14 protein-coding genes and 5 tRNA genes are annotated in these 18,959 nt (G+C 45.1%); 3 read left to right on the forward strand and 16 right to left on the reverse strand.

Going from position 1 to position 18,959, the window contains the following annotated elements:
* Positions 1 to 17 precede the first annotated feature (17 nt).
* Positions 18 to 94: transfer RNA gene (locus ACMXYU_RS14205), tRNA-Arg, on the forward strand.
* A gap of 19 nt (positions 95 to 113) precedes the next feature.
* Here ACMXYU_RS14205 and ACMXYU_RS14210 read toward each other — a convergent pair.
* Positions 114 to 1,712: a response regulator gene (locus tag ACMXYU_RS14210; protein ID WP_415899193.1), complete on the reverse strand. Its 1,599-nt coding sequence runs from the start codon at positions 1,710 to 1,712 to the stop codon at positions 114 to 116.
* A 290-nt stretch (positions 1,713 to 2,002) separates the two neighbouring features.
* Between ACMXYU_RS14210 and ACMXYU_RS14215 the strand changes: the two genes are divergently transcribed.
* Positions 2,003 to 2,926 carry a histone deacetylase family protein gene (locus tag ACMXYU_RS14215; RefSeq protein ID WP_415899194.1) on the forward strand — a complete coding sequence of 308 codons (924 nt, stop codon included), beginning with the start codon at positions 2,003 to 2,005 and terminating at the stop codon, positions 2,924 to 2,926.
* A 78-nt stretch (positions 2,927 to 3,004) separates the two neighbouring features.
* On the opposite strand, the gene ACMXYU_RS14220 is transcribed toward ACMXYU_RS14215, so the two are convergent.
* The 14 genes from ACMXYU_RS14220 to pncC form a co-directional block, all read right to left on the reverse strand.
* Complete coding sequence (locus tag ACMXYU_RS14220; protein ID WP_415885800.1) at positions 3,005 to 4,309, reverse strand: sodium ion-translocating decarboxylase subunit beta; 1,305 nt, start codon at positions 4,307 to 4,309, stop codon at positions 3,005 to 3,007.
* An 11-nt stretch (positions 4,310 to 4,320) separates the two neighbouring features.
* Positions 4,321 to 6,099 carry a sodium-extruding oxaloacetate decarboxylase subunit alpha gene (gene oadA / locus ACMXYU_RS14225; RefSeq protein WP_415882414.1) on the reverse strand — a complete coding sequence of 593 codons (1,779 nt, stop codon included), beginning with the start codon at positions 6,097 to 6,099 and terminating at the stop codon, positions 4,321 to 4,323.
* A 56-nt stretch (positions 6,100 to 6,155) separates the two neighbouring features.
* Positions 6,156 to 6,392, reverse strand: a complete 237-nt coding sequence (locus ACMXYU_RS14230; protein WP_415899195.1) for an OadG family protein — start codon at positions 6,390 to 6,392, stop codon at positions 6,156 to 6,158.
* A gap of 223 nt (positions 6,393 to 6,615) precedes the next feature.
* Complete coding sequence (gene thiI, locus ACMXYU_RS14235; RefSeq protein ID WP_415899196.1) at positions 6,616 to 8,079, reverse strand: tRNA uracil 4-sulfurtransferase ThiI; 1,464 nt, start codon at positions 8,077 to 8,079, stop codon at positions 6,616 to 6,618.
* 63 nt (positions 8,080 to 8,142) lie between these two features.
* A tRNA-Arg gene (locus ACMXYU_RS14240) sits at positions 8,143 to 8,219 on the reverse strand.
* Positions 8,220 to 8,241: 22 nt separating this feature from the next.
* Positions 8,242 to 8,318 (reverse strand) — tRNA-Arg (locus tag ACMXYU_RS14245).
* Positions 8,319 to 8,348: 30 nt separating this feature from the next.
* Positions 8,349 to 8,425 (reverse strand) — tRNA-Arg (locus ACMXYU_RS14250).
* A 9-nt stretch (positions 8,426 to 8,434) separates the two neighbouring features.
* Positions 8,435 to 8,524: transfer RNA gene (locus ACMXYU_RS14255), tRNA-Ser, on the reverse strand.
* Positions 8,525 to 8,585: 61 nt separating this feature from the next.
* On the reverse strand, positions 8,586 to 8,774 hold the full coding sequence (csrA, locus tag ACMXYU_RS14260; RefSeq protein ID WP_415882418.1) for a carbon storage regulator CsrA: 189 nt from the start codon (positions 8,772 to 8,774) through the stop codon (positions 8,586 to 8,588).
* 150 nt (positions 8,775 to 8,924) lie between these two features.
* Positions 8,925 to 10,160 carry an aspartate kinase gene (locus ACMXYU_RS14265; protein ID WP_415899197.1) on the reverse strand — a complete coding sequence of 412 codons (1,236 nt, stop codon included), beginning with the start codon at positions 10,158 to 10,160 and terminating at the stop codon, positions 8,925 to 8,927.
* Positions 10,161 to 10,176: 16 nt separating this feature from the next.
* Positions 10,177 to 12,732, reverse strand: a complete 2,556-nt coding sequence (gene alaS, locus ACMXYU_RS14270) for an alanine--tRNA ligase (RefSeq protein WP_415901130.1) — start codon at positions 12,730 to 12,732, stop codon at positions 10,177 to 10,179.
* Between the two features lie 293 nt (positions 12,733 to 13,025).
* Positions 13,026 to 13,490 (reverse strand): regulatory protein RecX, encoded by a 465-nt coding sequence (locus ACMXYU_RS14275; RefSeq protein ID WP_415899198.1) that lies wholly within the window; start codon positions 13,488 to 13,490, stop codon positions 13,026 to 13,028.
* Positions 13,491 to 13,558: 68 nt separating this feature from the next.
* On the reverse strand, positions 13,559 to 14,602 hold the full coding sequence (recA, locus tag ACMXYU_RS14280; protein WP_415882421.1) for a recombinase RecA: 1,044 nt from the start codon (positions 14,600 to 14,602) through the stop codon (positions 13,559 to 13,561).
* Positions 14,603 to 14,707: 105 nt separating this feature from the next.
* Positions 14,708 to 15,184 (reverse strand): nicotinamide-nucleotide amidase, encoded by a 477-nt coding sequence (gene pncC, locus ACMXYU_RS14285; RefSeq protein ID WP_415899199.1) that lies wholly within the window; start codon positions 15,182 to 15,184, stop codon positions 14,708 to 14,710.
* Positions 15,185 to 15,293: 109 nt separating this feature from the next.
* Here pncC and mutS point away from each other — a divergent pair, with 109 nt between their 5' ends.
* A complete protein-coding gene (gene mutS, locus ACMXYU_RS14290) occupies positions 15,294 to 17,858 on the forward strand; it encodes a DNA mismatch repair protein MutS (protein ID WP_415899200.1) in 2,565 nt (854 codons plus the stop codon).
* Positions 17,859 to 17,916: 58 nt separating this feature from the next.
* On the opposite strand, the gene rpoS is transcribed toward mutS, so the two are convergent.
* Positions 17,917 to 18,933: an RNA polymerase sigma factor RpoS gene (gene rpoS / locus ACMXYU_RS14295; RefSeq protein WP_415899201.1), complete on the reverse strand. Its 1,017-nt coding sequence runs from the start codon at positions 18,931 to 18,933 to the stop codon at positions 17,917 to 17,919.
* Between the last annotated feature and the right edge of the window lie 26 nt (positions 18,934 to 18,959).

Raw genomic sequence — 18,959 nt, forward strand, 5'->3', positions numbered from 1 at the left:
GAAAATTCGAAAAGCATGTCCCAGTAGCTCAGCTGGATAGAGCGGTCCCCTCCTAAGGGACAGGCCAGGGGTTCGAATCCTCTCTGGGACACCATTCCCCAATGACTTAGAGTTTACCGCAATAAGTTACCCAATGAGCCTTTAGGCAATAACGCAACATCATGGCTTAGGTAACGCTTCAACTGATGCTGCTTATCAAGCTCAATACCTTCTAAGCTAAAACGCTCCGAAAGCTTTAGATATCGCTGAACCATTTTTATACGCTCATCGCGCTTCTCTTTGCTATCTCTAGCCGTTTCTAAGAAGAGCTGAGCTAAATTTAACAATGCGTTTACATTGCTGGAATCATATTCGGTCGCTAAACCAAAATATTTGAGCGCCTGAGGCATCTTTCCTGATAAATAGTGTTTCACGCCTAAGCGATTCACTTTAATACTCATATCAGGATCGTGTTTCTTACCTGGCACTTTCTTCTGCTTCGCAACAGGCTCCAATATAGGCACAGCATCACCCATAACACTCAAAAGCTCTCGATCAAGATCTAAAGGTGTAGCCAGTTCTGAATTAATACGCTGAGCATCTCGCGTGGCCTTATTCGCAGCATCGGTATCACCTACCTGGTGGTACATCTCACTTTTCAGAAGAGCTGCGCGAACTTGTAGTTGTTCATCCCTCGGAAACGCCTGGTAAGCCTGCGAAATGGTATTTTCAAATTCATTGAAAAGCTCTATCGCCATTCCACCATCGGCATTCTTTGCTTCTAGGCGCTTTACATTTGCAAGACGAAGATAAGGATCAGGGGATTTATAACAGCTGCGCCGACCCAGGACGATTGACTTCTTATAAGCCCCACCCGCCATATCTAGTTGTTTCGTTTGCGTAGCTAAACGGCCCAACTCCATCTGTCGGGGGATACCCATAGGAGATTTCTGAGTCGCTTCAGCAACGGCCTCTCTTGCTTGATCCAAATCCCCTTCCTTCTCATGGGTCTGAGCAAGCAAATCATATGCAGCAATCAGCAATGGATACTCTGCAATAAGTTCTAGCAGAAGAGCCTTCGCCTCTTTGAACTGCTCCTGCTGGAGCATAGCTTCTGCCCAAACGATACCTGCTTCTTTATCGTGGCTTTTCCAATATTGCTTCTCAGCAACTTTGGCACATTCTTTCGGCCTCTGAAATTTAAGCAACAGGCGAGCAAGGATTAGCTGCGCTTCGTCATATTCCTGATCATAAGGCGCAAAGTTATGCTGACAGAAAGTGATAGCCGCAGGTAGATCACCGATCTCTAGAGCATCATCAACAGGCTTAAAGACTGATTTTCGGTAAAGGATATTATCTAGACGATGTTTAAGCTCATCCACCGAAAACGGCTTCATGATCATATCATCGGGACGGCTGTCAATTGCATGCAATACAACTTCTTGAGATGCATCGCTAGTCATAAAGATCCAGCAAGCCGTAGGCTTGATGAAACCACGATAACGACACTCTTCCAGCAATTGGATACCGGTGACACTATCATTCACATTATGACCGAGAAGAATAACATCGTAGTTATTCTCAGAAATTTCATTTAAAACTCGGTCATTGATAGTAACGGCCTTGAGATTGGCAACGCCCATACTCCTCAGCATATAGAAGATAGTAGATCGCATGTTGCCACTGCTTTCTATCAGTAGAACTTGCTTATCAGAATAATCTACTTTCGCCACTCAACCGTCCATATACGCAAAAAGGATATTGGAAGTATAAAAGCCTATTCGATATGACAAAAGCATTTCCTGCAAACAAAAAAAAGCACCGGGTGTAGGGTGAACACTCGATGCCAAGACAGTTCTATGCTGTGACAACCATCCTATCCCGAGGGCATGCAAACACTAATGATCCAGATCAAGAAAAATCTAACTCTAAGGTGTAGGCTTGAGGTATTGAGACGATGTAATGAGATCCTGCTTTTTGGGTTTCAGGTAAACTAAACAAAACTTATAAAAAAAGCGTACTTATGACTACTGCATTTATCACTCATGAAGATTGCGGCCTACACAATATGGGCCCAGAACATCCTGAAAGCCCAATTCGCTTGGTAGCCATCCAGAAAGTATTGGAAAAAACGGGCCTAATGCAGGATCTTGAACGAATCCAGTCCGTCCACGTATTACCTGAACAAGTACAACTCGCCCACGCTCATCTACATCAAAAGCGCTTGGAGATGAAACTACCTGAACAAGGCGTGGTGTATACCGACGATGATACAGCTCTTTGCCCGCACTCCTTACATGCAGCCAGCTTAGCCGCAGGCTCTGCTGTAATGGCAGTTAACAGAGTAATCAGTGGCAAATCTAAAAACGCTTTTTGCGCTACGCGCCCACCTGGTCATCATGCCGAGCATAACAATGCGATGGGATTTTGCTTCTATAACAATGCTGCTATTGCAGCTATGCATGCCCTACAGCAGCCTGGTATAGAACGTGTTGCTATCTTTGATTTCGATGTACACCAGGGTAACGGTACCGTAGATATCTTTAAAGACAGACCTGAAGTACTGATTTGCTCCACATTCCAACACCCATTCTATCCAGAGCGTTACTGTGATTTTGTTCGAGATCACATCATTAACTGCCCTATGGATGCTCATAGCGACGGCATGGTATTCCGTAAACTTGTTGAGTCGCGCTGGCTACCTGCCATCCAAGCTCATAAGCCAGATATGATCATTATATCTGCAGGCTTTGATGCTCATCATGAAGACCCTATGGCAGATATTAAGCTTAATGAAGAAGACTATCGCTGGGTTACTCAGTTGCTCCTAGACGCAGCTCGCACTTACAGCCAAAACCGCGTTGTTTCGGTTCTAGAAGGCGGTTACAACCCTGTATCCTTAGCATTCAGCGTACAAGCTCATTTAGAAGTATTCGCCGGGCATTAGACGAGAGGGTATTTTAGCTCTCAAAAGAAACAAAAAAGGCTGCCAATGGCAGCCTTTTTTAGTTCTACAAGCTAATAATTAGCTTACGAATTTGATCATTACGCCCGCTGCAATCGCAGAACCGATTACACCAGCAACGTTTGGACCCATCGCATGCATCAACAGGAAGTTTTGAGAGTTGTACTCAAGACCGATCTTGTTAGATACACGTGCAGCCATAGGTACCGCAGATACACCTGCCGAACCGATTAGTGGGTTGATCGCATTGCCACCCATCATCTTGTTCATAATCTTAGCCATGATCACACCAGCAGCTGTACCGATACAGAATGCAACGATACCTAGCGCCATGATGCCTAGCGTTTCAAGATCCAAGAACTTATCAGCAGAAAGTTTAGAACCTACAGATAGACCCAAGAAGATTGTAACGATGTTTATCAGAGCATTCTGAGCAGTATCGCTTAGACGATCTACTACACCACACTCACGCATCAAGTTACCGAAACAGAACATACCCAATAGAGGTGCTGCATCTGGAAGCAATAGTGCTACTAGGATCAACAGTACGATTGGGAACAGAATCTTCTCAAGCTTAGTTACGTGACGTAACTGGCTCATCTGGATCTTACGCTCAGCTTCTGTAGTCAACGCACGCATAATTGGTGGCTGAATCAGAGGTACTAGCGCCATGTAAGAGTATGCAGCTACCGCAATTGCACCCAATAGGTGTGGAGCTAGCAAACTAGTTACGTAGATCGCAGTTGGGCCATCAGCACCACCGATGATACCGATTGCTGCTGCTTCTTGGATGTTGAAGTCCATGATGCCCATAGAAGACATTGCAACCGCACCCAGTACAGTTGCGAAAATGCCGAACTGAGCAGCCGCACCCAAGAACAGGGTACGTGGGTTAGCCAACAACGGACCAAAGTCTGTCATTGCACCAACACCCATGAAGATCAACAACGGAGCTGCTGTAGAGCCAATTGCTACGCTATAGAAGTTGTATAGCATGCCATTCGCATAACCACCATCTTTAGCTACGTTGATTGCATCTTGAATCTGAGCAGCTGAAGCAGTGTTATGGTAGGCATACAGAATTTCTTTTGGATCAGTGCTAGTGATACTTAGCGCAGAAGCCAAACCATTCATCACTTCAGGAACAGCAAAGTGCACAGCATTTTCTACAGCTGTGTATGCTAAGCCAGCTTCTGGAATGTTCGCCATGATGCCACCGAAACCGATTGGCACAAGTAGTAGCGGTTCGAAATTCTTTTTGATGGCCAAGAACAGAAGCAAAAGGCCAACTAAAATCATTACGATCTGACCACCACTGATGTTGTAAGCACCAGAGGCAAGAAACAGGTCGATTAGCTTATCCATCAAACAGTACCTTACGCTAGAGTCAATAGAGTGTCGCCAACCTGTACAGCGTCACCTTCATTAACTTCTACAGTAGAAACAGTACCAGCACGTGCAGCACGTACTTCTGTTTCCATCTTCATCGCTTCAAGAATTACTAGAACATCACCTTCTTGAACAGCCTGACCTGGAGCAACCTGTACTTTCCAGATGTTACCAGCCAATGGAGCTGGAACGTCTTCACCAGCGCCTGCAGGAGCAGCAGCTGGAGCCGCAGCAGCAGCCGGAGCTACAGCAGAAATATCACCGCCTTCAGTTACTTGTACAACGTAGTTTTGGCCGTTAACAGAGATAGTGTAAGTCTGTGGACCAGTGTTTTTAGGTGCAGCCATTGCTAGTGCGTCCTCTAATGTAGGTGCAGGTTCAAATGCATCAGGATTGTTACGGTTTTCAAGGAATTTCAAGCCAACCTGAGGGAATAGAGCGTAAGTTAGAACGTCATCAATTTCGTTCTCACCTTCTGTTAGCTCAATACCTTTCTCAGCAGCAAGGTCTTTCAGCTCGCCTACCAACTTGTCCATTTCTGGTTCAAGCAGATCAGCAGGACGACAAGTGATTGCTTCACCACCATCCAATACACGAGCTTGAAGGTCAGCATTGTAAGGAGCAGGAGCTGCACCGTACTCACCTTTAAGAATACCCTGAACTTCTTTAGAGATAGTTTTGTAACGTTCGCCCATTAGGACGTTGATCACAGCCTGAGTACCAACGATTTGAGACGTTGGCGTTACTAGTGGGATCAGACCTAGGTCTTCACGTACACGTGGGATCTCAGCTAGTACTTCATCGAACTTATCTGCAGCACCCTGCTCTTTTAGCTGGTTTTCCATGTTAGTCAACATGCCACCAGGTACCTGAGCAACTAGGATACGAGAGTCTGTACCACGTAGAGAACCTTCAAATTTAGCGTACTTCTTACGTACTTCACGGAAGTAGCCAGCAATCTCTTCTAGAAGATTGATATCTAGACCTGTGTCACGATCAGTACCTGCCAATGCAGCCACTACAGATTCAGTAGACGTATGGCCGTATGTCATAGACATAGAAGAGATAGCAGTATCAACACGGTCGATACCTGCCTCAACAGACTTAAGGATTGTCATATCAGACAGACCAGAAGTCGCGTGAGCGTGCAATTGAACTTCTAGATCAGTCTGAGCTTTTAGACGAGAAACTAGGTCAAATGCATCGTATGGCGTCAGGATACCGGACATATCCTTGATGTTGATGGAATCAGCGCCCATATCTTCAAGAGTTTTTGCATATGCAACCCAGTTATCGATCGTGTGAACTGGACTCTTAGTGTAAGAGATAGTGCCTTGAGCGTGTTTGCCTGTTGCCTTAACTGCTTTGATTGCAGTTTCAAGGTTACGCGGATCGTTCATCGCATCGAAGATACGGAATACGTCTACGCCGTTTACAGCAGCACGCTCACAGAATTTGTTTACAACATCATCAGCGTAGTGACGGTAACCTAGTAGGTTTTGTCCACGCAGGAGCATCTGATGTTTTGTGTTTGGCATTGCTTTTTTAAGCAAGCGGATACGCTCCCACGGATCTTCTCCGATAAAGCGAATACATGAGTCAAATGTTGCGCCGCCCCAGCTTTCTAGGGACCAAAAGCCTACTTTATCTAGCTTTTCCGCGATCGGCAGCATGTCTTCAACTCGCATACGCGTAGCGAATAGCGACTGGTGTGCGTCACGCAGAACTACGTCGGTAATGCCAAGTGGTTTCTTTGCGTCGGTCATGGGTAATGGCCTTCTGTCGATTAATGCAGATTTATTCGTTATTGAGCCGTTCTTATTTACGAACGGTGTTTGTGAACCGCAGCTGTCATGACAGCAATTAACTCATCATTGTTATTTCCAGCTGACGCTGGTGCAGTCTTTTTTGCTTTTGGCTGCGCTGGTGCTTCAGGAAAAAACTTGCCTACCACTTTGGACATTCCTGAAGTAGCGAATACCAACAAAGTAAGAAAGACAACAACGAAGCCCATACCAAAGACCATTAATTCAAGGCCTTCTGATAGCAGATTTTCCATTTTAATGGATGCTCCTGTACTTATCGAAACCCATACGTCAGATATGGCTTTTGGCCACCTAATTATTAGGCTTTCACTGACGGATGTACTGGTTGCAAATGGACCATAATTAAACCCGAAAAGTCTAGTTCAGGCAATAATTAGAGGGGATTTTTCGGTCAAAGGGAGGATATGGATCAAAATTTGCTTACAACCTTTGATCCATATTCAGTGAAATATGGTGTTATTCACTCTTTCCAGGGCGATAAACTTTTACATTACTAAAGCCACGCTCCTGCATTTGATGCGCATGCATTTGGCTCATAACACCCTTCTCACAATAAAGAAGGTATTCCTTACCTTCTTCAAATTCATCAGCAGCCGCACCTAAAGCAAAGAACGGAATTAATTGGATTTCACAGCCAGGAATATTCAGCGGCTTTTTCTCTTGTTCATGCGGCGCTCGAATATCAACAACAACCTGATTATCAGCAACTTTAGTTAATGCCTCAACCTCAGCATGAATATTTACATCTTCTTCAATCTCATCAATGCTAATAACCTGACGACGCTCTAAAGCACGCTCAAGCACATCAAAGTCAAAATCAGACTCTTCCTCCTCCACACGATCTTTCTTAGCACAGGTCGTTGGACGATCAGAGATCACACCACAATACTCAGGCATATTTTTAGCGAAATCATATGCGCCAATTTCACGCGTGATATCGATGATATCTTGCTTATCCATTGTCACCAGTGGTCGCACAACCAGCTTTTCAGTTGCAGCATCAATAATGGACAGATTAGGTAAGGTTTGACTTGATACCTGAGCAATACTTTCACCCGTTACCAAGGCGTCAATCTTCATTTTATCGGCGATCTGCTCACCGGCGCGCATCATCATGCGCTTCAATACGACGCCCATATAGGAGTGATGTACTGATTGTAAAATTTCACCAATCACTTCATCAAAAGGGATCGTTATAAACTTCACTCGCGCAGAAGAGCCATATTTCTGCCATAAATACAGAGAAACCTGCTTCACACCAATTTCGTGTGCATGACCACCCAGGTTAAAGAAAACAAAATGAGTTTTACAGCCACGGCGCATTGACATGTAACTTGCGACAATGGAGTCGAATCCACCAGAAATAAGCGAAAGCGTAGAATCTTGCGTACCTAGCGGAAAACCACCTAAACCTTTATAGGTATTAGTTACCACATAGAGACTCTCATTACGGATCTCTAGATCAACATAAACATCAGGCTTATGCACATTCACGCCTGCGGTATCAGCGTGCTGATTTAAACCACCACCAACATAACGCTCAACATCAATAGAACGGAAGTCATGCTTACCAGAGCGCTTAACACGCACTTTAAAGGTTTTGCCTTTCAATTGCTCTGCATAGATCGCATGCGCTTTCTCATAAACATCATGAAAATCGCCAAGCGGGTACTCAGTCACTTCGATGAAACTATGAATCCCTGGCGTACGACCTAATAGATCTACCACCTGTTCGATGATCTCCGCACTTGCACCAGCGCACTCTACATCCAACTTGTCCCACTGACCTTTTACTTTGATCTGCTCATCAATACGGCGAGTCATATTCTGCAAATTGCTCTGCAAACGCTGAATTAGACGCTTACGTACAGGGCGACTTTTAATGGTAATTTCTGGAAACAAACGAATAGAGAACTTCATAGCAACGAGCTCAAAAAATAATTAGGACGGATATTATAAAGTGTAGGAAGGTAGAGTTACAGATGGCGCGCCCGAGAGGATTCGAACCTCTGACCGCCTGGTTCGTAGCCAGGTACTCTATCCAGCTGAGCTACGGGCGCATATCTGAAATTTTCTTTGGAGTGGCGCGCCCGAGAGGATTCGAACCTCTGACCGCCTGGTTCGTAGCCAGGTACTCTATCCAGCTGAGCTACGGGCGCATCCAAGAAAATAAACCGTTGTTTTTTGAGTGGCGCGCCCGAGAGGATTCGAACCTCTGACCGCCTGGTTCGTAGCCAGGTACTCTATCCAGCTGAGCTACGGGCGCACATCAAAATGGCGGTGAGCGAGGGATTCGAACCCTCGATAGGGGTAAACCTATACGCCCTTAGCAGGGGCGCGCCTTCAGCCACTCGGCCAGCTCACCTAAACAACGGCGCGTACTATAACCAAGTGATTATCAAAAGAAAAGCAAAGTTTGAAAAAAATTACGCTTTATTTCCTTCTTCGGCCTTTTCACGCTGAATACGCTGATAGATTTCTTCTCGATGCACGGATACATCTTTAGGTGCATTAACACCAATACGCACCTGATTACCTTTAACACCAAGCACAGTGACAGTGACATCGTCACCAACCATAAGAGTTTCGCCAACACGGCGAGTAAGAATTAACATGTGTAGAATCTCCTTAGTACTTCCCAGGCCAATCCACCTCAACGGTAGAACACATACTGGCATTCATCCAAATCCCTGCCAGAACGCTGCCTATACAACAACAGCTAACCTAACTATAGACCAGCTTTTTCTAATAACCATTATGAACGATTACTCACTAACCGAATCATCAACATCCATATCAAAAGCAGTGTGCAGAGAGCGCACTGCCAGCTCCAAATACTTTTCAGCTATAACAACTGAGACCTTAATCTCAGATGTAGAAATCATTTGAATATTAATATTCTCTTCCGCCAAAGCATCAAACATTTTACTCGCTACGCCAGCATGGGATCGCATACCCACACCCACAATAGATACTTTAGCAATCTGATTATCACCAACTACTTCACGTGCACCCAGCTCAGCAGACACCTTTTCAAGGACCGCTTCTGCCGCATCATAATCATTTCTGTGAACAGTGAAGGTAAAGTCCGTTGTATTATCAGCAGCAACATTCTGCACGATAACATCAACTTCTATGTTTGCCTGACTGATCGGACCTAAAATCCGTGATGCAACCCCAGGAACATCAGGCACACCCATTACGGTCAACTTAGCTTCATCGCGGTTAAACGCGATACCTGAAATAACTGGTTTTTCCACGGTTGAATCACCCTCAACGGTAATTAGAGTCCCCGGCCCTTCCTCAAAGCTAGAAAGAACCCGCAACGGCACTTTATATTTTCCTGCAAATTCAACGGCACGGATCTGCAATACTTTAGACCCAAGGCTTGCCATCTCGAGCATTTCTTCAAATGTAATTTGCTCTAGACGCTTAGCACTCGATACTACGCGCGGGTCAGTAGTATATACACCATCTACATCTGTATAGATTTGACACTCATCAGCCTTCAGTGCAGCAGCTAGCGCAACACCTGTTGTGTCAGAGCCGCCACGACCTAGCGTGGTAATATTGCCATCAGGGTCAACACCCTGAAACCCCGCCACAACCACGACTCTCCCAGCCTCAAGATCAGATTTTATAGAGGAGACCTCTATATCTTGGATCCTAGCCTTGGTATGCGAGTTATCCGTAAGAATTTTGACCTGACTGCCCGTATAAGAACGAGCAGGCACGCCGCGCTTTTCCAATGCCATACAAAGCAAAGCAATGGTTACTTGCTCTCCAGTGGAGACCAATACGTCCATTTCACGAGCATTAGGTTTTGACTGTATATCTTTAGCTAAGGCGATAAGACGATTCGTCTCACCACTCATAGCAGATACAGCAACAACGACATCATGCCCTTGCTGCTTAAAACCCTGAACCTTATCTGCGACTGCTTCTATACGTTCAACAGTCCCAACAGAAGTTCCACCATATTTTTGAACAAAAAGCGCCATGCATGCACCTAAACCGTTATAGAGCAGCCTCGACTAGAGCCGTAACAGACTCCAGTGTAGCAGGTAGAGCAGCTTGATCTGTACCACCCCCCTGAGCGAAGTCAGGACGGCCACCGCCTTTCCCACCTAGCTTAGCTGTAAGCTCTTTAATCAAATCACCAGCGCGAACCTGACCAGTCAGATCTTTAGTCACACCTGCAGCCAAAGCAATTTTGTCATCAGCCACAGTTGCCAGGACAACAACACCGCTACCTAGCTTATTTTTCAACTGATCAATTGTGTCTCGCAGGGCTTTAGGCTCTACACCCTCAAGCTGAGCTGCCAACACCTTAACGCCAGAAACCTCCACTGCATTACTGATCAAATCAGCACCCTTAGCAGCAGCTAGCTTAGCTTTCATCTGCTCAAGCTCTTTTTCAAGCTGACGATTTTTCGCTTGCTGATCTTGAAGCTTCTGTTCAAATTGCGCTTTTTGGTCAGCAAAATAATCCAGCGCTACACGGCCAGTTACCGCTTCAACACGTCGGATACCGGCAGCCACACCACCTTCAGAAGTAATTTTAAGAAGGCCAATATCGCCTGTACGCTTAGCGTGAGTACCACCACAAAGCTCGATAGAGAAATCATCACCCATCGAAAGCACTCGTACTACATCGTCGTATTTCTCACCGAATAGTGCCGCTGCACCTTTCTCTTTGGCAGCTTCTATTTCCATGATTTCAGTTACGACTTCTGTATTCAGACGGATCTGATCGTTAACCATCTTCTCAACTTCAGCGATCTGCTCAGCACTTACCGCTTCAAAATGAGAGAAGTCAAAACGCAGACGCTGATCATCATTCAATGAACCTTTCTGTTGTACATGCTCACCTAGAACAACACGAAGCGCTTCGTGCAATAAGTGAGTAGCAGAGTGGTTCAGCGCGATCGCCTGGCGGCGTTCAGAGTCAACTTGAGGAGCAACCTTATCGCCTACTTTCACAGAACCATTTTCGACAGCGCCGTGATGCAGGTTGTTTTTACCCTCTTTAGTACAGTTATTAACTGCAAACGAACCGTTAACAGCAGTCAATACACCTGTATCACCTACCTGGCCACCTGATTCAGCATAGAAAGGTGTTTCATCAAGAACCACCAAACCTGTTTCACCGGCTTTTAGCTCATCTACAGATTCACCTTCTTTAAATAAGGCAACCACTGAAGATGCTTCGCCAGCAAGACTTTCATAACCGGTAAAGTTAGTTTCACCATCCAGTTTGATAGCATCGTTGTAATCAACTGAGAATTTTCCTGCCGCACGAGCACGCTCTCTCTGAGCTTCCATCTCACGCTCAAAGCCTTCTTCGTCAATTGTTAGCTCATGCTCACGAGCAACATCAGCTGTTAGGTCATGTGGAAAACCGTACGTATCATATAGCTTAAATACTGTTTCACCTGGAATAACAGTGCCGTCCAGATTATCAATCGCTTCCTGCAACAAACGCATACCGTGATCAAGCGTCTTCGCAAACTGCTCTTCCTCTTTTAGAAGAACACGCTCAACCTGAGCCTGCTTCTCAGCTAGTTCAGGATAAGCTTCGCCCATCTCTGCCACCAACGCAGCTACAAGCTGATTAAAGAAAGCACCTTTAGCGCCTAGTTTGTTACCATGGCGTACAGCTCGACGAATAATACGACGTAAAACATAGCCTGCACCTTCGTTTGATGGCAGCACACCATCAACAATTAGGAAGGAACAAGAACGGATATGGTCTGCAATTACACGTAGCGATTTATTATCCATATCTGTTGTACCAACAGCCGCAGCAGTGGCTTTCAACAGATTCTGGAACATATCAATTTCGTAGTTAGAGTGAACGTTCTGCATAACCGCTGCAATTCGCTCTAAGCCCATGCCTGTATCAACAGATGGCTTTGGAAGTGGCGTCATTTCACCATCTGCACTACGATTGTATTGCATAAATACAACGTTCCAGATTTCGATGTAGCGATCACCATCTTCTTCAGGGCTACCTGGAGGACCACCCCACACGTCAGCACCATGATCAAAGAAGATCTCAGTACATGGACCACATGGGCCTGTATCACCCATTGACCAGAAGTTATCTTCATCTAGTTTAGAAAAACGTTCTGGATCTACGCCTACTTCCTCTTTCCAAATACGCTCAGCTTCTTCATCAGAATGGTGAACCGTCACCCACAGGCGCTCTTTTGGAAGGCCTAGCGTTTCAGTCAGAAACGTCCAAGCAAAGTTGATTGCATCTTTCTTGAAATAATCACCGAAACTAAAGTTTCCAAGCATTTCAAAGAAAGTATGGTGACGCGCTGTATAACCTACGTTTTCAAGGTCATTGTGCTTACCACCAGCACGCACGCATCGCTGCGAGCTTGTTGCTCGTGTGTAATTGCGCTTATCTGTGCCCAAGAACACATCTTTGAACTGTACCATCCCCGCATTTGTAAACATCAGGGTAGGATCATTAGCAGGGATAAGGGAGCTACTTGCTACAACCTCATGTCCTTGCTGGTTAAAGTAATCTAGAAAAGCCTGACGAATCTCGGCACTTGTCATATATTTCATTAGATGAACCGTATGCGTATCCATTCTGGTAAAGCCATCAGCAAGCCTCACTTGCCTACCAACAGCGCAAAATCACCACAAATTATGGGCGCGACATTATATATCGTGAGCGAAAATTGTTCGAATCTTTTTCAGAAATGGGCCTATTCATGCTAAATAGACAAAGAATAATCTGTTTGATTTCAGATTAAGATAGGTAGTGATTATCTGTATTACGAAGAAAAAACCTACTTAACTGCCGGCAAATAAAAACCTAACCCTTTGAAATATATAACGATAAAACTTCAATACTCATCATTCGCAACTTGCTCTATCGCAAACTGAATCTCATCTATGGAAAATCCGCGCTGGCTCATAAATCGCATGCGCTTACTGCGCTCTTTAAAGTCTTTATCCGCTAGAGGCTCTCTATATTTGCGCCGGTAAAGCTCCTCAGCTTGGACAAACCAATCTATATCTAAATCCTCTAAGCAACTAGTCAGTAATTCCGAAGCTATACCCTTCTGTTTTAAATCAAATCGAATTCTTATAAGACCATGACCTTGCCCCACTCTCATACGTACAAAGCTTTCACAAAAGCGCTGATCTGATAAGTAGCCGCCCTCCTCTAGACTTTGTAATACGCTATCTAGATCTGCTCCCTCGATACTACGGGCAAGCTTCTGGCTTAGTTCTTTATAAGAATATTCGCGCCGTGACAGTAACTGAATTGCCTTGTTCCATGCTTCTTTATTAGGACTCTCATCCATAACCAACCCTCTTTAAACAAAAAAACCTCCATCTATAGACGGAGGTTTTACTGTGCTAACTTAGCGCCTTAAATTAGATCTAGACTTTCAGTTTTATCTTCAGCGTCATCTTCTTTCGGTGCAGGCGTCGAAAGCAAGCGATTACGAAGTTCTGTTTCAATTTCATTCGCAATCTCAGGGTTTTCTTCCAAGAATTTAGATGCATTAGCCTTACCCTGACCAATCTTATCGCCATTGTAGGCATACCAAGCACCCGACTTATCAACTAAGCCCTCTTTAACACCTAGGTCGATAACTTCACCCATATGGTAGATACCTTCACCATACATAATCTGGAACTCAGCCTGACGGAACGGCGGTGAAACTTTGTTCTTCACAACCTTCACGCGCGTCTCGTTACCAACGACCTCATCACCTTTCTTAACCGCACCAGTGCGGCGGATGTCTAGACGAACAGATGAATAGAATTTAAGCGCATTACCACCCGTTGTAGTCTCAGGGTTACCAAACATAACCCCAATCTTCATACGAATCTGGTTAATGAATACCAACAAGCAGTTAGAGCTCTTAACATTACCCGTCAACTTACGTAGCGCCTGAGACATCAAACGAGCCTGAAGACCAACATGGGAATCACCCATATCACCTTCGATCTCGGCCTTCGGCGTCAAAGCAGCTACAGAGTCGACGATAATTACATCAACTGCGTTAGAGCGAACTAGCATATCTGTAATTTCTAACGCCTGCTCACCTGTATCCGGCTGAGAAACCAGCAGGCTATCTACATCTACACCTAGTTTCTCTGCATAAATAGGATCTAGTGCATGCTCAGCATCAACGAAGGCACAAGTTTTACCCTGCTTCTGAGCTTCCGCTACAACCTGTAATGTCAGGGTTGTTTTACCAGATGATTCAGGACCATAAATTTCAACGATACGGCCATACGGCAACCCGCCTATGCCAAGCGCGATATCTAGACCAAGGGAGCCAGTAGAAACAGATGGAATCGCTTCACGAGGCTGATCCCCCATACGCATCACTGCGCCTTTACCAAACTGCCTTTCAATTTGACCTAACGCTGCGTCTAATGCTTTTTTGCGATTTGCGTCCATCTTCGACCCTACTTTCTCTAAATTCATATTGTGCGCATCTTATTACTGCGCAAAACACTGTATGTATGGACAGTATTATTTCACAAGTTTTCCGGATTGCAACCCTCAATCAGATAAGTTCTGTAAAATCCCTTCCAACGCCACGCTAACTGCTTGTTTTCGAACTGATTCACGATCACCTTCAAAACAGTATTTTTTTGTTCTAACTGATTTACCTTGCTCAGCCCAAGCAAACCATACAGTACCCACAGGCTTCTCTTTACTTCCACCAGCCGGCCCAGCAATACCACTGGTCGCCACAGATATATGCGCCCCACTATTATTAAGAGCCCCTTCCGCCATTTCAGCTACCACCTCGGCTGACACTGCTCCATTTTGATCTAACGTATCTTTTGATACACCAAGCAGCCTTTGCTTAGAGGCATTACTGTATGTAACAAAGCCACAATCAAACCAAGCAGAGCTACCCGGGATTGCTGTTATCTCTTGGGCAACCCAACCACCTGTACATGATTCAGCTGTTGCGATAGAACATTTTTTTGCCTGTAATTTTTCAGCGATATCCGTCAGTGGTAATTGCATACTGATCCACCCCATTCAAACTATTTAAGCCGCTTTATTTACCGTACAATGCCTCAAGTTAAGTTTGCGTAACAACTCTTTATTTCATCATTTAGTAATTAATATCTCTATGACCAAACAAGCAGCAACTACTCACACCCCAATGATGCAGCAATACCTACGCATCAAAGCACAACACCCTGATCAATTGGTGTTTTATCGGATGGGTGACTTCTATGAGCTGTTTTATGACGATGCAAAAAAAGCGGCGGATCTGTTAGACATATCTCTTACCGCCCGCGGCAAATCTGGCGGTGAGCCTATCCCTATGGCAGGCATCCCTTACCATGCTGCGGAGAACTATGTTGGTAAAATTGTTCGCGCAGGTGAATCCGTGGTTATTTGCGAACAGGTAGGTGATCCCGCTACTAGTAAAGGACCTGTAGAGCGAGCAGTTGCGCGAATCATCACACCAGGCACCGTAAGTGATGAAGCACTTCTTGATGAAAATAGAGATAACTTACTGGTAGCCATTAATCAGTCTGGCGACACTTACGGATTGGCTATTGTGGATATCGCTTCAGGCCGTTTTAGCTTGATGGAAATTGATAATCAAGACACGCTTATGAGTGAACTTGAGCGCTTACGCCCATCTGAAACACTCTTCAATGAAGATAGTCAGCTACATGACGTATTAAGCCAACGAAAAGGCCTACGCCCGCAATCCCCTTGGCACTTTGAAGCAGATACCGCCAACGATCTGTTATGCCAACAATTTAAAATCAAAGATTTGAGTGGATTTGGTTGCGATCATCTAGCGGTTGCGACAACTGCTGCTGGTTGCTTATTACAGTATGCAAAAGAAACTCAGCGTACCTCACTACCTCACATCAGGCGTATTCAGATTGAACAACATAATGACTGTGTAGCTCTGGACGCTGCGACACGTAAAAACCTAGAACTAGATCAAAATTTATCTGGTGGTTTTGATAACACCCTCGCTAAGGTCATTGATAAATGCCGCACTCCAATGGGAAGTCGCTTATTAAGGCGCTGGCTACACCGTCCGATTCAAGACAGAGCAACCTTATGCGCACGACAAGCCTCTATTCAGTGGTTGATTGACAACTATCACTTCGAAACGGTTCAAAGCACACTCAAACTGATCGGTGACAGCGAACGCATCTTAGCCCGTATCGCACTAAGATCAGCACGCCCACGCGATTTGGAACGATTAAAAACATCTCTGAATTCCTTACCTTTACTTCAGCAACAGATCGAAGCGGCCAATGCCCCGTTAGTGAACGAATTATCTGAGCAGATTTCAGAATTTCCTAACTTGGCAGAGCTGCTTACCAAAGCTGTGATAGAAAACCCGCCGGTAGTCATTCGTGAAGGCGGTGTCATAGCTCATGGTTTTGATGCTGAGCTAGATGAATTACGCGGCATTAGCGAAAATGCCGGCGCTTATTTACTAGAACTAGAACAGAAAGAACGAGATCGTACTGGCATTGCCACTTTGAAAGTGGGTTATAACCGCGTACATGGATATTTCATTGAGATAGGCAAAGCACAAAATGCAGAATTGCCGGCCGAATATATTCGCCGCCAAACACTTAAAAATGCAGAACGCTACATTACGCCTGAGCTGAAAGAGTTCGAAGACAAGGCTCTATCAGCAAAAAGCAGAGCGCTCACCCGTGAAAAGGCGCTTTACGAAGAACTCATTGAAACGATTGCTGAAGAGCTGGCTGATCTGCAAGATTCAGCTGCCGCTATCGCAGAGCTGGACGTCCTAGCAAACCTTGCGGAACGTGCAACAACGCTAGATTACGTACCACCAACACTGACAGATATACCACAAATTAAAATACAGCACGGCCGTCATCCTGTAGTAGAAACTGTGTTGACTGAACCCTTTGTAGCTAATGATCTAGACCTAGATACTGAGCGGAAGATGCTCGTTATTACAGGTCCAAATATGGGCGGTAAATCTACTTATATGCGTCAAGCAGCGCTAATTACCCTACTTGCGCATATTGGTAGTTATGTTCCTGCTTCAGCCGCAACAATTGGCATTGTTGATCGTATCTTTACTCGTATGGGGTCATCAGATGACCTAGCGGGCGGGCGTTCAACCTTCATGGTTGAAATGACCGAAACAGCAAACATTATGCATAATGCGACTGAACGCAGCTTGGTATTGATGGATGAAGTAGGCCGCGGCACAAGTACATTTGATGGCTTATCTCTCGCGTGGGCCTGCGCAGACAATCTTTCCAGGGAAACGAAGGCCTTTACTCTGTTTGCAACTCACTATTTTGAATTAACTAGTTTGCCTGACCAAGCAGCCTCGGTCTTCAATGTACACTTAACCGCAGTAGAACATAATGATCACATTGTCTTTCTACATGAAGTACAAGAAGGGCCTGCGAGCCAAAGTTATGGTCTGCAAGTAGCACAGCTTGCTGGGGTACCTTTACCTGTCATCCAACAAGCAAAAACCAAATTAATGCAACTTGAGCAGGATGTCGCCGTTAGCGCTCAATTGAGCACCCCGCCACCACCGGTTCAAAATGACATGTTCGCAGCGCCGGAACCAAAGGCCCTGAAAGAGCTAAAGAAAATATCCCCCGACGACCTCTCGCCAAGGGAAGCTCTAGATATTCTCTACAAACTCAAAGAACTAGTTTAAATTCACCCACAAAAAAACCGCCTATCGGCGGTTTTTTTTTCGGAGAGTAAAGTTCAACTTACTGTTGCAGTAAGTCCTCTCCACTCAAACCATTCTTTTCAACAATATCACGAAGTTTACGTAAGGCTTCAACTTGAATTTGACGAACACGCTCACGTGTTAGGCCGATTTCACGCCCTACTTCTTCCAACGTGCTCATTTCATAACCCCTGAGACCAAATCGACGAGATAACACTTCTGCATGTTTTTCAGGCAGAGCATCTAGCCATTTATCCAGGTTACCACTGATATTTGAATTTTGTAGTAACGTTGCCGGATCAGAAGAAACTGCATCAGGGATCGTATCAAGCAAAGACTTATCCGAATCTTTGCCCATTGGCGTATCGACAGAGCTGACACGTTCGTTAAGGCCTAACATCCGCTCAACATTTTCAACCGGCTTATCCACCAGCTCCGCAATCTCTTCTGGCGAAGGCTCATGATCTAACTTTTGCGCGAGCTCTCTCGCTGCTCGCAAATAAACATTCAGCTCTTTAACAACATGAATAGGCAAGCGAATCGTTCGAGTCTGGTTCATAATCGCTCGTTCGATTGTTTGTCTTATCCACCAAGTTGCATAAGTAGAAAAACGGAACCCTCTTTCTGGATCAAACTTTTCTACGGCCCGAATTAAGCCTAGATTTCCTTCTTCGATTAGATCAAGCAGAGTTAAACCGCGATTGATATATCTGCGTGCAATTTTAACAACTAGACGAAGATTACTTTCGATCATGCGCTTACGCGCAGCTTCATCACCCTTTAGGGCGCGACGAGAGAAATACACCTCTTCTTCCGCACTCAGTAGCGGCGAGAAGCCTATTTCATTTAGGTAAAGTTGGGTTGCATCCAAGTTTTTGGCATTAAGAAGGTCTTTATGAGCCATACTACCGCGCCCACGACCACTATTTAGAAACTCTGGTTGTTCTTTCTGAGGCGTTCCATCTGTATCCTCATCAAGAGTTTCTTCTGTCAGCTCTTCGCTTTCAACAGCGATATCCTGCACATCCGTTTTGCAGTTATTATCGATATTTTCCATTGCCCGTTCCCTTAACCAATCAGTGC

The organism is Neptuniibacter sp. QD48_11 (assembly GCF_047778095.1).
In the GTDB taxonomy this organism is placed as follows: Bacteria; Pseudomonadota; Gammaproteobacteria; order Pseudomonadales; family Balneatricaceae; genus Neptuniibacter.

Bases quoted from the DNA above. Each gene is read 5' to 3' on its own strand.
- ACMXYU_RS14215 (WP_415899194.1), top strand. From the start codon at position 2,003: ATGACTACTGCATTTATCACTCATGAAGATTGCGGCCTACACAATATG.
- ACMXYU_RS14220 (WP_415885800.1), bottom strand. From the start codon at position 4,309: ATGGATAAGCTAATCGACCTGTTTCTTGCCTCTGGTGCTTACAACATC.
- oadA (WP_415882414.1), bottom strand. From the start codon at position 6,099: ATGACCGACGCAAAGAAACCACTTGGCATTACCGACGTAGTTCTGCGT.
- ACMXYU_RS14230 (WP_415899195.1), bottom strand. From the start codon at position 6,392: ATGGAAAATCTGCTATCAGAAGGCCTTGAATTAATGGTCTTTGGTATG.
- thiI (WP_415899196.1), bottom strand. From the start codon at position 8,079: ATGAAGTTCTCTATTCGTTTGTTTCCAGAAATTACCATTAAAAGTCGC.
- csrA (WP_415882418.1), bottom strand. From the start codon at position 8,774: ATGTTAATTCTTACTCGCCGTGTTGGCGAAACTCTTATGGTTGGTGAC.
- ACMXYU_RS14265 (WP_415899197.1), bottom strand. From the start codon at position 10,160: ATGGCGCTTTTTGTTCAAAAATATGGTGGAACTTCTGTTGGGACTGTT.
- alaS (WP_415901130.1), bottom strand. From the start codon at position 12,732: ATGACAAGTGCCGAGATTCGTCAGGCTTTTCTAGATTACTTTAACCAG.
- ACMXYU_RS14275 (WP_415899198.1), bottom strand. From the start codon at position 13,490: ATGGATGAGAGTCCTAATAAAGAAGCATGGAACAAGGCAATTCAGTTA.
- recA (WP_415882421.1), bottom strand. From the start codon at position 14,602: ATGGACGCAAATCGCAAAAAAGCATTAGACGCAGCGTTAGGTCAAATT.
- pncC (WP_415899199.1), bottom strand. From the start codon at position 15,184: ATGCAATTACCACTGACGGATATCGCTGAAAAATTACAGGCAAAAAAA.
- mutS (WP_415899200.1), top strand. From the start codon at position 15,294: ATGACCAAACAAGCAGCAACTACTCACACCCCAATGATGCAGCAATAC.
- rpoS (WP_415899201.1), bottom strand. From the start codon at position 18,933: ATGGAAAATATCGATAATAACTGCAAAACGGATGTGCAGGATATCGCT.